Here is a 13788-nt window from a genome sequence, read left to right on the forward strand (position 1 = left end):
GCTTGGGCGAATGACCGGTTCCCGCGGTGTCTTACCGAGCGATGTCCGAAGCTGGTCGACAGTCGTCGTGCTTCGTCGGAGGCTGTTCACTTCCGTCAGGGCCCCAGAAGCGCCACGTCCCGACCTCCTGGCCGTGGTGGTAGTTGCCTTCGGACGCCAGCTGGCCGTTCGCATGGAAGTCGCGCCAGGCGCCATGTTCCTTCCCCTCGAAGTAGCTGCCTTCGGAACTCATGACGCCGTTCTCGTGGTAGGCAACGAACAGGCCGTGTCGAATCCAGTGGGCGCCGCCGGGTGCCATGTAGCGCGTGTAGCGGAACTGGAGGCTCCCCGACTCGTAGGGAATTTCGGCAAGATTGAGGTCGGCTTCCGAGGGCATCAGCGCATTGTGAAGGCAAGGCGGTTGAATCGATCAACAGGGCCTTATTCTGCGTACTCGGACGAGTAGGCCAAAAATACTGCGTCGCTGTTTAGTTCTCTGGCCGACCTATTCATCACGGGATCCGTCGAATCAGAGAGCCAAAGCACTACAAACCGACGATCCGTTCTGGGGCCAAAAGCATTGCGCCCCTCAAGAATGACAAGTGCCTCAGAGCAATCTTCAACTCGTCAAATTGATGATTCATTCTGGAGGCCTATGCCGCTTTGGTGCTCAGCGTGACACGAAACAGCGTGTCGTCCCGAAACGGATAGTGCCGCGTGTTGGACCCAAAATCGCCTTTGACCCACCATTTTTCCCCGGGGCTCTCCCTGAAAGGAATTCCCTCCCGCGTGAAGCCCTGCTTCGCTTCATCGAAGCTCTCATACAAGGGGATGCCCGCTTCGTCACGCGCGATAGGCCTGAAACCCTCGCTGGCCTCGATATAGAGAAACACAACGTCCAGCTTCTGGTCTTGGTCGAATCGGAACTGAAAGCCGGAGGCTTGTGCTGCAGCCCAATAAACATCCTCAAGGTTCTCGTGTGTCCGGTCGAAATCGGAGACGACTTGCATGTCCTGCGCATCCAATACTTCAACAACCTTGTCGTCCTTCAACTGCCGCCCCAGCAGCGACTCGAAATCCATAGAAGCTCCCTTGCTAGAACTAAGAAGCCTTGCTCGTTGGTCGGGTGCCCCGAAGCTGGTTAGTCGACGTCTTCGACTTGCACCAATTTTTCGATGAGGTCGCTAAATGACCGGGCAACAAGGTAAACGTTCTCGTAGCCACGCCTCTTCTTCGGCAAGGAGCCTGCCGTACGCAACTCCAAATAACGCTCAATGGACGGCGCCAGCCGGAAAGTCCGACGAAATTGTTCATCAGGCCAGGTCCAGCGCTGCTGTGGGTCATGAAAATAGATGCAGCCGGTATCGTCCCCTGTGCATTTCATCCACAGCATGCCGCCCATCAGATCAGAAGCAACCGCAACAACATCTGGTGCTCCATCAATCATCCTCGTAGCTTGGCGGACATCATCGGACCGACCTGTTTGCATGAATCCGTAGAACCGATCAACAGGGGTCACATCTCCAAGCGGTGTAGGCTCCATGAACGGACAGGTTGCATTCACCAGTGCGCCCCCATGGGCTGCAAGAAAGCCGTGATAGTCCGCAGGTAGCTTGAGGTCAAACTCTCTTTCGTACTCCTCAACGAGCGAGAGCGAGCGAGGCAAGGCCCAAGCGGGCAACTCAAGGTTCAAGTGTTCAACGTTCATGGCAACTCTCGAAGAACCGCTCCTGGCCGTCAATTGCCATCAAGCCGTGGTAGCACGATGCGCTCGGCTCGAGATGCAGATGGAGTTCTTGTCGAGGTCCTTGGCATTCGCGAACGCATACCCGTTGACTTCGTGCACTGTACCGAATACGAGACCTCGAAGCTTGGCTTGTGCGGCAAAGGCTGCCACGTCGTTCACATGAAAGCTCAGCTTCACGCCCACTTGCCCAAGCTTCACGGACTTGGCTGCCTGATGGATGAGCATGCCGGCGCCGCCGCCCGGATGCTTCAGTTCGATCAGGCCCTCGATGACCTCACCATTGGTAAGGAAGCCGAAATGCCGGGCATAGAAAGCAGCAGCCTTTTGCATGTCTCTGGCGTAGATGATGACGGTTCCTAGCGGTGAATCCATGCATGCCCTTTGTTGTGGATAGGACGCCAAGCGTCAGCTCCGGCCAGTTGCGGCCAGTGGTGAGCTCGATGGTGCGTGTCATCGGGGCCATTGTGCTGCGAAGCCAGCCGTCTTCGGCCGCCGCACCCTACGAACCCGCAGATCGCACCGCTTCCTTCGCAAGATCGATGAACGCGCGCGTCTTCGCGGGAGGAGCGATGTTGCCCGGATACGCCGCATAGAGAAACATGCGCCCCGACGCCCAGCCAGGAAAAAGACGAACGAGCCGCCCGGCCTCCACCTCGGCGCGCAGATCTGCCGTACTGGGAAAAAAGGAGATGCCTGCGCCCTGGCTCACCAGCTGCAGCACGGCGTCCGTGCTCGCCGCCGATATCGAGCCACGCAGCTTCACACGGACCTTGCGGCCGCCGCGCTCGAAATCGATCGACCAAGGGGCGGGCAGCAGCGACAGCGCGATCCACTCGTGGCCCGCAAGCTCCGCAGGCTTGCGCGGCGTGCCATGCCGGGCAAGGTAGCTGGCCGCCGCGACAGTCCAAAGCCCGAGCTCCTCGAGCACCACCGCGCGAAGGCCGGAATCAGCCATCGGTCCGACGCGAATCGCGAGATCGAAGTGCTCGGCGATCAGGTCGAGCTTGCGGTCCGTGGGCACATAGTCCACGCGCATTGCGGGATAGCGTTCGCTGTAGGTCGCGATCCAGCTGGCGACCATGCCGGCCGATCCCTGGGGGCTGGTGAGCCGCAATGTCCCCGAAGGCTGCGCGTGCCCGGTGCGTGCCCGCTCCATCGCGGCCTCGGCGCCGGCCAGCAGCTGGCGGCAGTCGGAGAGAAATGCCTCGCCAGCTTCGGTGATCGCGAGCTTGCGCGTGGATCGCTGCAGCAGCTGCGTGCCCAACTCCCGTTCGAGCACCGCCACCGCCTGGCTGACAGCGGACTTGGTCGTGTTCAGACGTTCGGCAGCCGCAGTGAAGGTTCCAGCCTCGGCGACTGCAACGAAGGCCGCCAGGCGGCCAAAGGAGATGGCGGGAGCCTTCATGCGATTGTTCTCCGGAACTGGACAATGAATTCTCCCGCAGGCGCTTTCTCAAAACAACCGCGACGCGCACCATGGCACCCATCGCAACATCACCCATGAAGGGAACTGCCATGTACGTGCTCCTCGGCTCCAACGGCAACATCACATCCAAAGTCGCGGCACTGCTGCTCGGACAAGGGACACCGGTACGCGTTGTCGGTCGCAATACGGGATCGCTCGCCTCCGTCAAGGCTGCGGGGGCGGAGATCGCGGCTGGCGACATCGGCGATGCGGACTTCCTGGCCCACGCATTCGCGGGCGCCACGGCTGCCTACACGATGATCCCTACCGATTACGCAGCGCACGACATGGCGGCCGAGCAGGATCGGCTGGGCAATGCAATCACGCGCGCCATCGCTGCGGCCGGCCTGAAACGCGTCGTGAATCTCAGCAGCGTCGGCGCGAACCTGAGCTCGGGGACCGGTCCGATCGCGGGCCTGCACCGGCAGGAGCGGCGCCTGAACGAACTCGCCGATGTGGACGTGCTGCACCTGCGACCTGGTTACTTCTTCGAGAACCACCTGATCGCGATCGAGATGATCCGGACCATCGGCGCGTATGCGGACATGACTGCGCCCGACTCACCGCTGCCGATGGTGGCAACCGCCGACATCGCGCAAGTCGTGGCGCGCGAGTTGCGTACGCCTTCAGGCAAGGGCAAGCACGTGCTCCATCTGCGCGCGCCAAGCCTTTACACGATGAAAGATGCCACAGCGGTGCTCGGCGCGGCCATCGGCAAGCCGGATCTCGCGTATGTCCAATCGGATCCGGAACAGGGCAGGGCAGCGCTGATGCAGCAGGGCTTCTCCGCGAATGCCGCCGCGCAGCTGGTGGAGATGAGCGCGGCGTTCTCCACGGGACGTCTGGATGGCGAGTACGACAAAGGCCCGGCCGAGATCACTCCGACGACGCTCGCGGATTTCGCGGCCGCGGTCTTCAGGCCCGCTTTCGAGAAGACCTGAGGTGCTCCTGCACCGGCACCAAAGATGGTGCGTATCCTGCAGGTGATCCGGCCAGTCAAGGATGCGCCGGTGCTCGCGGCGATGAAGGCACTCTCGGCCCAATATCCGCGCTACGGCTATCGCCGCATTCGCGTGTTCCTGCGTCGCAGCGGCTTCGAGCTGAGTTGGTCACGCACACATCGCCTGTGGCGCCAGGCAGGCCTGCTGGTGCCCCGGAAACGGCCGCACAAGCGCATCGCCTCGGTGCGCCCGCGCATCCCACGCCGTTCAAGGCCAACATGGTCTGGGCCTACGACTTCGTCTTCGACACCACGGCCAGCGGCCAGCAGATCAAATGCCTGACGGTGCTGGACGAGTAGGCCCGCGAGCGCCTGGCCATCGATGTGGCCGGGGCCATCCGGTCCAAACGGGTGATCGAGGTGCTGCCGCGCCTGGTGAGCCTGCACGGGGCACCGCTGTTCATGCGCTCGGACAACGGGCCCGAGTTCGTCAGCCAGGCCATCCTGGAGTGGATCGCGCACGCCGGCATCGCCACTGTGCTCAACGACCCGGGCAAGCCTTGGCAGAACGGCACCGACGAGAGCTTCAACGGCAAGTTCCGCGACGAGTGCCAGTCCATCGAGTGGTTTCGCTCGCGCCGCGAAGCCGCTGTCTTGATCGAAGCCTGGCGCAATCACTACAACGAGGTCCGTCCCCACAGCAGCCTGCAATACTTGACCCCGGCGGAGTTCAAACTGGAACTCCGCAAAGAACTGCAACCCGCCGTCTTCCAGGAAAAACTGTCTCGATTAAATCGGGCAGGTCACTGCCGTCTCTGGCGGGCGACGCGAGCAAGTGGCTGAACTGGCGCGTGCGGGCCTAGCGGTGGGCTTAGCGGGCCTCTTTCTTGAAGCTCATCCTGACCCAACGCAGGCTAAATGCAACGGTCCCAGCGCTCTGCCGTTGGACCAGTTGGAGCCATTCCTCGCGCAGTTGAAGGCGTTGGATGATTTGGTGAAGTCGTTCGCGCCTCTGCATATCCGCGCCTGAACGTGACGTCGCGACCCGACGCACCTGCATGGGCAAGCTCAGGACAGGTTGAAGATCTACGGGATTTTCATGCGCTTTTGTGGAACTGGAGGGCGACGTTGAAGGGCGGCTTTTGGCCGAGACTTGCTGGTCAATTGCGACTCATAGTTTGCCCTTGAGAATCCCGAACCGGGTGCTGTCGTCCGGTTTGAAGGAGACCAAGTTTCCAGCGTCATCACTCAGGAACAATCGGCAGCAATCGCTGCATTGGTACATCGGACGAGTTACGCGTCTCATCTCCGCCCAGACTTCACCGCCTGCTTCGATTCTCTCCGCAGCGCCCTCGTACAGTTGGTCGGGGATGAAGTAGGCCTTGTGTTCCTGATAGTCAGTGTTGTCTCGCACAACAGCTCCGCATGGACATACGAATTTCACAACGTTTCCCTCAACATCTGTTGGCCTATCTGAACAGGCGTGCTCCAGCTGCCTTTCGCGTCTGGGTGAATGTATCCACGGATAGCGGACCGTCGGCACGCTTTCGCACGAAAACTGGAGGCCCGGGACGTACTTCTGCTCCTGGCCGACTGTAGCCGGACGGCCCGCCAACGCAAAGGGCCCGCTGCTGTCCCTCGACACCCGAGGTGCAATGGCAGGTATGCGGCGTGAAGGCGTCATAGGTGTTCGCACGCGTCGGGGTCGTAGATTCTTCGCCTTTCCGCAAGCTGGAAACTGCTACCCGCGCGCTGGCGCGACGGTGCCGCGGCACTCGCCAAAAGCCGATGCGCCGGAAGCCCTCAAGTTCGCAGTAGCCGCGCAAGATGACGGCATCGCCGTCCTCCAGGAAGGTGCGCATATCGCCCGGTTTGCGGAAGTCGAGGGTCTTCCTCGGCCTCTCGTTCAATTGTCTCGACGCGGCGGCAAGCGAACGGCCGAGGCGCAAGGCCTCGCGAGTGCAAGGAGCCGTCCGGGGTTTAACCCAATGCCAAATCCTTTGCAAATATCATTTTTGAGACTAATATCGAAATTCGAACCGGCTTAGGCCCCAGCTAATGGGAGTCACCCGTCGGCCGAACAACCTCTGGGTGCGAATGGCGCCTTTGCTGGAGCGATGTACGTGGATACGACTCTCAAATCAGCGGCAATCCCGCAGGACTGCGAAAAGGTCAGTGGCTATGCATGGAAAGCGCTTGCCGGCTCGGCGATCGGCTATGCGATGGATGGGTTTGACCTGCTCATCCTGGGCTTCATGCTCCCGGCCATCTCTGCCGACCTGCACCTGAGCGCCGGCCAGGCCGGCTCGTTGGTGACGTGGACGCTCATTGGTGCCGTCGCCGGCGGCATCGTGTTCGGCTCGCTGAGCGACCATTTCGGCCGCATTCGCGTGATGACCTGGACCATCATGCTGTTTGCCGTCTTCACCGGCCTGTGCGCCTTCGCCCAGGGCTACTGGGATCTGCTCGCGTATCGCACGATCGCCGGAATTGGCCTCGGAGGCGAGTTCGGCATCGGCATGGCGCTGGCCGCCGAAACATGGCCGGCCAACAAGCGGGCACGGGTGTCCTCGTACGTGGCACTGGGATGGCAACTCGGCGTGCTTGGAGCCGCCTTGCTGACGCCGCTCCTGCTGCCGCACATCGGATGGCGCGGCATGTTCATGGTCGGCATCCTTCCGGCCGTCGTGGCCTGGGTCATTCGCAATCGCCTGCACGAACCCGAAGTCTTCGTTCGCAAGGCGAAGGTCAAGGACGCCAAGCTGAAGGCGTTCCATCTGCTCGTCAAGGACAGGCGCACGACGCGCACCAGCCTCGGCATCGTGATCCTCTGCGCGGTCCAGAACTTCGGCTACTACGGCATCATGATCTGGATGCCCAGCTTCCTGGCCAACAAGCTCGGCTTCAATCTCACCAAGTCGGCGATGTGGACCTCGGTGACCATCCTCGGGATGATGGCCGGCATCTTCGTGTTCGGCCAGATCGCAGACCGCATCGGCCGCAAACCCAGTTTCCTCCTGTTCCAGGCTGGCGCCGTCGCGATGGTGCTGACCTACTCGCAACTGAGCGATCCAATCACGATGCTGTGGGCAGGCGCGGTGCTGGGCATGTTCGTGAACGGAATGCTGGGGGGCTACGGTGCGCTGATGTCCGAGGCCTACCCGACCGAGGCGCGTGCCACGGCGCAGAACGTGCTCTTCAACATCGGGCGCGGCGTCGGTGGATTCGGCCCGGTAGTCGTCGGGGCACTGGCGTCGGCGTACTCCTTCCAGATGGCAATTGCCCTGCTTGCCGCCATCTACGTGCTGGACATGGTTGCAACGCTCTTCCTCATTCCGGAGCTCAAAGGCAAGGAACTCGAGTGATGCAAGCCTCCATTGAAAAACAATCGCCGGGCTTTGCGCCGGTCGCGTTGAAATGCTCTTCAACGGCACAGCACTGCTTCCAGCGCAATGCATACAGCGTCGCCTCGCATCGCTGCGAAGTCCGCGAACACCGCTGGGTCAACGACCGCTACAAATACCTCAAGCTGACCGCGAAAGCGGACCTCGCCGCCGCCACCAAGCCTGGCCAGTTCTACCAGTTGAAGTGCCCGAGCACCCATGACCTGAGTCCGTTCCTGCTGCGGCCCATGAGCGTCTACGGCGTGGGACCCGAGGCCGGAACCGTCGAGTTTCTCTACAACGTCACCGGTGCGGGCACCCATGCGCTGTCGCATCTCGAAGTCGGCGGCCAGATGGACATCGTGGGGCCGCTCGGCAACACCTTTGGACTGGAGCCGGGTTTCCAGCGGATCATGGTCGTGGCGCGCGGCGTAGGCCTGGCGACGATGGCGCCGCTGCTCCAGCATGCGGCAAAGGCAGGTATCCGGATCACCTCCGTCATGTCGGCCCGCACACCGAAGGACCTGATGCGCGACGAGTTCCTGCGCGGCGTCGATGCCGACGTTCACTGCGTATTCGACAGCGACGGAAGCTCCTCGGTCGAGGCCATGGAACAGCTGGTGCGGCGCCTGCTGGGCGCCGAGCACCACGACGTGGTCTACACGTGCGGCTCGCATCGCATCCTCATGCGCCTGCAACAGCTGCTGAAAGACTTTCCAGGTACGCGCGGCGAGGTCGCCATGGAGCAACGAATGGCGTGCGGAATGGGCGTGTGCCTCTCGTGCGTGCGCTTGTTTGACAAGGACGGCGACAAGCAATTCCTTCGTGTCTGCCGCGAAGGCCCTGTGTTTCCCATCAGCGACGTCGTCGGGGAGGTGGAGTTTGGCTGATCTGTCTGTCAGGGTCGGAGAGCTTGGCCTTCGCAACCCGGTGATGCCCGCTTCGGGCTGCTTCGCCATCGAGTACGCCGAAGCGCTCGATCTGAACAATCTTGGCGCGCTCGTGATCAAGAGCGTGTCCCCGAAATGCCGCGCGGGAAACCCGACGCCGCGCGTGGCCGAGACCTACAGCGGCATGCTCAACTCGATCGGCATCCCGAGCAAGGGGCTGGCCTACTACCGTGAGTCGGTGCTCCCCGCCTACACGCGCTACGACACACCGGTCGTCGTCTCGATCTCCGCCGACACGGTCGACGAATTCGCAGATGCGGTGGCCGAGATGTCGTTGCCGGAGGTCGCGGTGATCGAAGCCAACATCTCCTGCCCGAACCTGGAGGCCGATGGCATGGCCTTCGCCATGACGCCCGAGACCACCTACAAGGTGGTCGGCGCGATCCGCCGGCGCACCAGCCACCCGTTCTGGGCCAAACTCACGCCGAACGCCTCGCACATCGCTGCCGTCGCCAAGGCGGCCGAGGAGGCCGGCGCCGACGCCCTGGTGATGGGTAACACGGTGCTTGGCATGTCGATCGATGTCCGCACCCGCAAGCCCAAGCTCGGCAACGTCATGGGGGGCTTGTCGGGACCGGCGATCAAACCGATCGTGCTGCGGATGGTGCACCAGTGCTACCGCAGCGTGCGCATACCGATCATCGGTTGTGGCGGCATCTCGTCCGCGGAGGATGCGGTCGAGTTCATGCTGGCCGGCGCGAGCGCGGTCCAGGTCGGCACCGCTTCGTTCATCGATCCCGGCGCCATGCAGAAGATCATCGACGGGCTCGAGTCCCTTTGCCAGGAGATCGGCGTCGAGAACATTCGCGAGCTGACCGGCCAGGTCAAGCTCGACCGGCAGTTGTCGGACCGCTGGCTGCGCTTTGCACAGCAATCGGGGTGAAGGCCGCGTCCATGAATGTTCCCGGCCTTCAGTCCATTGCTGAAATGCTTTTTTCGGACGTGCGCGATCTGTCCTTCGATGGCATCGGCGTCACACGCGAGAGCTATGGACGCGGCGAATCGGCAACAGCCGAGTACCTGCGCGAGTTCGCGAAGCAGCAGGGGCTCGACGTGCATGCCGATCGGGCGGCCAATCTGGTGTTTCGCTTGCCCGGGTCCGGCGCCTCGCCGGTGGTCTCGTGGACCGGATCCCACATCGACTCTGTTCCGCAAGGCGGGAATTTCGATGGCTACGCCGGCGTTGTCGCCGGACTGCTGTGCTTGCTGGAGCAGAAGCGCAGTGGCACGCGCTACCGGCGGCCGCTCGAGGTGGTTGCATTCCGTGGCGAGGAAAGTGCATGGTTCGGCAAGGCCTACATAGGCTCGGGCGCGCTGTTCGGCAAGATCAGTACGGCCGACCTCGATCTCAAGCAACGCACGACCGGCCAGACGATGGCCGACTGCATGCTGGCCTGCGGGGCCGACATCGAGGCGATCCGCACGCAACAGGTCCTCATCGACAGATCCAGGGTCAAGGCTTATCTCGAACTTCACATCGAGCAGGGGCCGGTGATGATCGCGCGCCAGCTGCCATTGGCCGTCGTATCCGGCATCCGGGGCAACGTGCGTCACAACCGGGTCGTGTGCCACGGTGACGCGCAGCATTCCGGCGTGGTGCCGCGCTGGCTACGTCACGACGCCATGTTTGCAGTGGCCGACCTGATCATGCGCATTGACGAACATTGGCGCGTCCTCCTCGAACGTGGGACCGACCTGGTCGTGACGACAGGCATCGTGACCACCGATCCGTCTGAGCACTCGATCTCGCGCATCCCGGGGCACGTCAGCTTCAGTCTGGAGGCGCGCAGCAAGAGCACCGACACGCTGGAAGCTTTCTACCAGCTGATGCGCACCGAATGCACGGCCATCGAGCGCGAGCGCGGCGTTCGCTTCGAGTTCGACCGCCGCCTGCTGAGCGATCCCGCCACCATGGACACGTCCATCTGCGACGTTCTTTCGAAGGCCTGCTCGGACCAGGGCACACGCTTTGAAGTGATTCCCAGCGGCGCAGGGCACGACGCATCCCTGTTTGCCAATGCCGGTATTCCAAGCGGCATGCTATTTGTGCGCAACCAGAACGGGTCGCACAACCCGCATGAGGCCATGGACATGGGCGACTTCATGCTCGGCGTGCAGGCCATGCACAGTTCATTCGCACAACTTGCATGAGGCGCCCGATGACGCGATCCATCACCCTGCGCCGACCCGACGACTGGCATCTGCATCTGCGCGACGGCGAGGTCCTGAAAGCCTTGCTGCGGCACACGACGAAGCAGTTCGCTCGCGCCATCGTCATGCCCAACCTGAAGCCACCGATCACCACGGTTGCGCTGGCACGGGACTACCGCGAGCGGATTCTCGCGGCGCTAGACCCCGGTGAGGCTGTGTTCATCGAGACCATCCTTCGCCCCTTGCTGAAAGACTTCCCTGCCCTCAAGGTCGTGCTGGAGCACATCACGACCGAGTCGGCCGCCGATTTCGTGCTGGCCGATACGAGCGGCCGCCTGGGCGCGACGATCACCCCGCAGCACCTGATGTTCAACCGCAACGCGATGTTCACTGGCGGGCTGCGGCCGCATTTCTATTGCCTTCCCGTCCTCAAGCGGGAGCGCCATCACCTGGCGCTGCGCAAGGCCGCCACCTCGGGAGATCCAAGGTTCTTTCTTGGCACGGATTCGGCGCCTCACTTCCGCGCGCTCAAGGAAGCGGGATGCGGCTGCGCTGGCATCTTCAACGCGCCCGCTGCAATGCACAGCTATTGCACCGTGTTCGACGAGGAGAAGGCGCTCGGCAGTCTCGAAGCCTTCTCCAGCCTCAATGGCCCGCGCTTCTACGGCTTGCCACCGAATGAAGACAAGGTGACGTGGACCCGCACCGACTATCTGGTGCCTGAAGACATTCCGGTGCCGGGCGGTGCCACGATTCATCCGTTCCTGGGCGGCACCAAGCTCGCATGGAGCGCCTCCTGATGACCTTCGGTGCGCGATCCTCTATAGTCTCTTTTTCGACTCCGGGAGTGAAAAACGAGATGAAAGCTGCCGACCGAGACTACAAGTCGTCCATCGACTATGCGGCCCTGGGCAACAGGTTGAGGGCGTATCGCGTGGGCGCGTCCTTGCTTGCCGAGGACGTCGCGGAACAACTGGGCATTTCCAGGGCGGTGGTCTATCGGCTGGAGAAGGGCGAGATCGTCAAGATCGAGACCCTGGAGCGTCTGGCCGCGCTGCTGAACACCTCCATGGCGTCCTTGCTCGGCGTCGAAGTCGAGTACTACCCGACCGCTCTTGGCCTGTTCGAACGAATGCGCCAGCTGGAAGAGTCCGCCGATCGCATCCTGGCGCACTTCGAGCCGATCTCCTTGCTGCTCACCTCTGACGGCTACTTGCCGCTCTTGCGCGAGATGCTGGTCGAAGCTTCGCCCGGGAGCCAAGCCAAGGCGCCCAGCGCGGCAGACATCGACAAGATGCTGCAGATCATGGCGGAGCGGCGCGCGTTCTTCCAGAAGCGCAGGCCCCACATCGTCAGCCTGATCGGTTTGCGCGAACTCGAACGCTTCGTGCAGACCGGCCTGGTGGGCAGGGTCGACTTGCCAGAAAAGACCCGGGCGGTGCGCAGGCTCGCGGCAAGGCGCGAGGTGGATCGAATCGCCGACCTGATGGAAAGCGAGCCGATCGACGTGCAGATCGGACTGATCGATGACGCTATGCCGGCATCGACCTTCCAGGTGTTTTCTGGTCGTGAAAGCAGCGTGCTCGCGGTCAGCCCGTTCCGCCTCGGCGAATTGCCCAATGTCAGGAATGGTATCGCCACCGTCACCGCATCTCCCGAGGCGGTACGCATGTATGAGGACATGATCGCCAAGCTCTGGAAGTCTGCCTACAAGGGCAAAGCGGGTGCGCAGCACCTGCGAAAGCTGCTCGAACGTCTTCAATAGATCGGAATCCACGGATGAGCTCATCGCATGCTTCCCCAGACCCAGCACAGGCGGTTGCCGCCTGCTTGATCGACTCGGGCTGCGTGACGGTTCGTGCCGACGAGCCTTTTCGCCTGCCGTCCGGCTGGGTCAGCCCTGTCTACATGGATTGCCGGCGGCTCATTTCATTTCCGGCTGTTCGCAGAGACCTCGTCGCCCGTGCCATCGACCGACTGCAGACCGGCGAGGCCATGCGGGAGGTTGCGTCGATTGCAGGCGGCGAGGCCAGCGGTATTGCCTTCGCCGCCTGGATTGCGCAGGCGCGCGAGCTGCCTTTGCAGTACGTCCGCAAGCGGGCGGCTGGAATGAACCAGGTCGAGGGCGTGATCCGCAAAGGCGCCAAGGTGCTGCTGGTGGACGACATGATGGCCGCGGGTGCATCGAAAGTCGCGTTCATCGGCGCATTGCGCAGCGCCGGCGCCAAGGTGCAGGACGCCTTTGTCATCTTCGACTACGGCACCTTCGGTGCCAGGGCGCTTCTTGCAACGCTGGGCGTCGAGGTGCATGCGCTGGCCACTTGGCGCGACATCCTGGCCGTTGCTCGGACGCGCAACGACTTCGGCGCCGCCGCATTGGGCGAACTGGATGAATTTCTATCGGACCCTTCGGCGTGGTCACAAGCTCGCGGTGGGGTGGGCGCCAATGAGTCACTCATAAAGGAAACGTCATGAACTTCAGGCAAATCAGCGATCAATTCAACGACTCCAGTCTGGGCACCGACGCCTTCAAGGCGCTCTACAGGTCAGCGATTGATCTCATGAAAGCGGATGCAGACAACGCGAGCCTCTACTTCGTCATCGGGACTGCCGCACGCGCATTTGTGATGCGATATGAGGACCAGGGACTTTCCTCCGAATTCGTTGACGAAGCCAAGGCAACAATGCGTCGCATGAACGAGAAGATTCTGTCCGCACTGGCATGCGAACCGGCAGGGCGCTTACGCCTGCTAAGTGAAGTCGCGATGGATTACGAATGGAATGTGACAGCATTCTGATGTGCTGGAGCCAACGGATCCGATCGAGTCCCAGCAAAGGCAACGCTTCTTCTGCTTGGCACATTGCGTCTCACCAACTCGCTTGATGAGTGCTGAGGCCCATTCAAAGCGGCCGTAGTCTGCTCGAACGACAGCCGAAGGCAGCAGAAGCGTCCCGGGAGCGGGCACGGCATTGGCGCCAATACGCGCAGCATCGCGCCGAACTTCTCGGAGTCGATGCTACGAAGCGTCGAGCCTAGGCGAACCAGAATTTCATGCTCGGGCCGTTCATTGCGGTAGTTGCAGACGACGCTGCCAGCTTCGAGGTTGACGTTCGCTCCCAGGATGAGTCACCGACGAAGTTGAAATGAGGAGCCGATGTAGTGACCAAGTTCG

At 62.1% G+C, this 13788-nt stretch carries 14 protein-coding genes and 2 pseudogenes; 11 read left to right on the forward strand and 5 right to left on the reverse strand.

All coding sequences use genetic code 11. The features are described from left to right. Positions 1-31: 31 nt before the first annotated feature. The 5 genes from VAPA_RS27490 to VAPA_RS27510 all read right to left on the reverse strand — a co-directional run bounded on the left by VAPA_RS27490 (position 32) and on the right by VAPA_RS27510 (position 3131). A complete protein-coding gene (locus VAPA_RS27490) occupies positions 32-376 on the reverse strand; it encodes a toxin-antitoxin system YwqK family antitoxin (RefSeq protein WP_021003479.1) in 345 nt (114 codons plus the stop codon). Between the two features lie 256 nt (positions 377-632). Further along, positions 633-1061 (reverse strand): hypothetical protein, encoded by a 429-nt coding sequence (locus VAPA_RS27495; protein ID WP_021003480.1) that lies wholly within the window; start codon positions 1059-1061, stop codon positions 633-635. 59 nt (positions 1062-1120) lie between these two features. Beyond that, a complete protein-coding gene (locus VAPA_RS34605; RefSeq protein WP_021003481.1) occupies positions 1121-1687 on the reverse strand; it encodes an SMI1/KNR4 family protein in 567 nt (188 codons plus the stop codon). A 39-nt stretch (positions 1688-1726) separates the two neighbouring features. Next, positions 1727-2098 carry a VOC family protein gene (locus VAPA_RS27505; RefSeq protein WP_021003482.1) on the reverse strand — a complete coding sequence of 124 codons (372 nt, stop codon included), beginning with the start codon at positions 2096-2098 and terminating at the stop codon, positions 1727-1729. Between the two features lie 127 nt (positions 2099-2225). Beyond that, positions 2226-3131 carry a LysR family transcriptional regulator gene (locus tag VAPA_RS27510; RefSeq protein ID WP_021003483.1) on the reverse strand — a complete coding sequence of 302 codons (906 nt, stop codon included), beginning with the start codon at positions 3129-3131 and terminating at the stop codon, positions 2226-2228. A 110-nt stretch (positions 3132-3241) separates the two neighbouring features. On the opposite strand from VAPA_RS27510, the gene VAPA_RS27515 reads away from it, so the two are divergent. From VAPA_RS27515 to VAPA_RS27565, 11 genes and pseudogenes are all read left to right on the forward strand, one after another. Continuing rightward, positions 3242-4132, forward strand: a complete 891-nt coding sequence (locus tag VAPA_RS27515; RefSeq protein ID WP_021003484.1) for an NmrA family NAD(P)-binding protein — start codon at positions 3242-3244, stop codon at positions 4130-4132. 54 nt (positions 4133-4186) lie between these two features. Further along, positions 4187-4866: pseudogene (locus VAPA_RS33640) on the forward strand (IS3 family transposase); the annotation flags it as partial. Between the two features lie 73 nt (positions 4867-4939). Beyond that, positions 4940-5161: pseudogene (locus VAPA_RS34140) on the forward strand (3-deoxy-8-phosphooctulonate synthase); the annotation flags it as partial. Between the two features lie 1087 nt (positions 5162-6248). After that, on the forward strand, positions 6249-7496 hold the full coding sequence (locus tag VAPA_RS27530; protein WP_041946644.1) for an MFS transporter: 1248 nt from the start codon (positions 6249-6251) through the stop codon (positions 7494-7496). After that, on the forward strand, positions 7496-8404 hold the full coding sequence (locus tag VAPA_RS27535) for a dihydroorotate dehydrogenase electron transfer subunit (protein ID WP_021003489.1): 909 nt from the start codon (positions 7496-7498) through the stop codon (positions 8402-8404). The genes VAPA_RS27530 and VAPA_RS27535 overlap by 1 nt, the downstream gene beginning before the upstream one ends. Then, entirely contained in the window at positions 8397-9347 is a 951-nt protein-coding gene (locus tag VAPA_RS27540; protein WP_021003490.1) for a dihydroorotate dehydrogenase, read from the forward strand. Before VAPA_RS27535 ends, VAPA_RS27540 begins: the two co-directional genes overlap by 8 nt. 11 nt (positions 9348-9358) lie before the next feature. After that, complete coding sequence (locus tag VAPA_RS27545; protein WP_021003491.1) at positions 9359-10615, forward strand: hydantoinase/carbamoylase family amidase; 1257 nt, start codon at positions 9359-9361, stop codon at positions 10613-10615. 8 nt (positions 10616-10623) lie between these two features. Continuing rightward, on the forward strand, positions 10624-11415 hold the full coding sequence (locus VAPA_RS27550; RefSeq protein ID WP_021003492.1) for a dihydroorotase: 792 nt from the start codon (positions 10624-10626) through the stop codon (positions 11413-11415). A gap of 59 nt (positions 11416-11474) precedes the next feature. Continuing rightward, complete coding sequence (locus VAPA_RS27555) at positions 11475-12380, forward strand: helix-turn-helix domain-containing protein (RefSeq protein WP_021003493.1); 906 nt, start codon at positions 11475-11477, stop codon at positions 12378-12380. Between the two features lie 14 nt (positions 12381-12394). After that, positions 12395-13090 carry an orotate phosphoribosyltransferase gene (locus VAPA_RS27560; RefSeq protein ID WP_021003494.1) on the forward strand — a complete coding sequence of 232 codons (696 nt, stop codon included), beginning with the start codon at positions 12395-12397 and terminating at the stop codon, positions 13088-13090. Then, on the forward strand, positions 13087-13413 hold the full coding sequence (locus tag VAPA_RS27565; protein WP_021003495.1) for a hypothetical protein: 327 nt from the start codon (positions 13087-13089) through the stop codon (positions 13411-13413). The genes VAPA_RS27560 and VAPA_RS27565 overlap by 4 nt, the downstream gene beginning before the upstream one ends. The last annotated feature ends 375 nt before the right edge of the window (positions 13414-13788 follow it).

The organism is Variovorax paradoxus B4 (assembly GCF_000463015.1).
GTDB classification, from domain to species: domain Bacteria; phylum Pseudomonadota; class Gammaproteobacteria; order Burkholderiales; family Burkholderiaceae_C; genus Variovorax; species Variovorax paradoxus_E.

Coding starts and splice junctions, on each gene's coding strand:
- VAPA_RS27490 (WP_021003479.1), bottom strand. CDS start 376: ATGCCCTCGGAAGCCGACCTCAATCTTGCCGAAATTCCCTACGAGTCG.
- VAPA_RS27495 (WP_021003480.1), bottom strand. CDS start 1,061: ATGGATTTCGAGTCGCTGCTGGGGCGGCAGTTGAAGGACGACAAGGTT.
- VAPA_RS34605 (WP_021003481.1), bottom strand. CDS start 1,687: ATGAACGTTGAACACTTGAACCTTGAGTTGCCCGCTTGGGCCTTGCCT.
- VAPA_RS27505 (WP_021003482.1), bottom strand. CDS start 2,098: ATGGATTCACCGCTAGGAACCGTCATCATCTACGCCAGAGACATGCAA.
- VAPA_RS27510 (WP_021003483.1), bottom strand. CDS start 3,131: ATGAAGGCTCCCGCCATCTCCTTTGGCCGCCTGGCGGCCTTCGTTGCA.
- VAPA_RS27515 (WP_021003484.1), top strand. CDS start 3,242: ATGTACGTGCTCCTCGGCTCCAACGGCAACATCACATCCAAAGTCGCG.
- VAPA_RS27530 (WP_041946644.1), top strand. CDS start 6,249: ATGTACGTGGATACGACTCTCAAATCAGCGGCAATCCCGCAGGACTGC.
- VAPA_RS27535 (WP_021003489.1), top strand. CDS start 7,496: ATGCAAGCCTCCATTGAAAAACAATCGCCGGGCTTTGCGCCGGTCGCG.
- VAPA_RS27545 (WP_021003491.1), top strand. CDS start 9,359: ATGAATGTTCCCGGCCTTCAGTCCATTGCTGAAATGCTTTTTTCGGAC.
- VAPA_RS27550 (WP_021003492.1), top strand. CDS start 10,624: ATGACGCGATCCATCACCCTGCGCCGACCCGACGACTGGCATCTGCAT.
- VAPA_RS27555 (WP_021003493.1), top strand. CDS start 11,475: ATGAAAGCTGCCGACCGAGACTACAAGTCGTCCATCGACTATGCGGCC.
- VAPA_RS27560 (WP_021003494.1), top strand. CDS start 12,395: ATGAGCTCATCGCATGCTTCCCCAGACCCAGCACAGGCGGTTGCCGCC.
- VAPA_RS27565 (WP_021003495.1), top strand. CDS start 13,087: ATGAACTTCAGGCAAATCAGCGATCAATTCAACGACTCCAGTCTGGGC.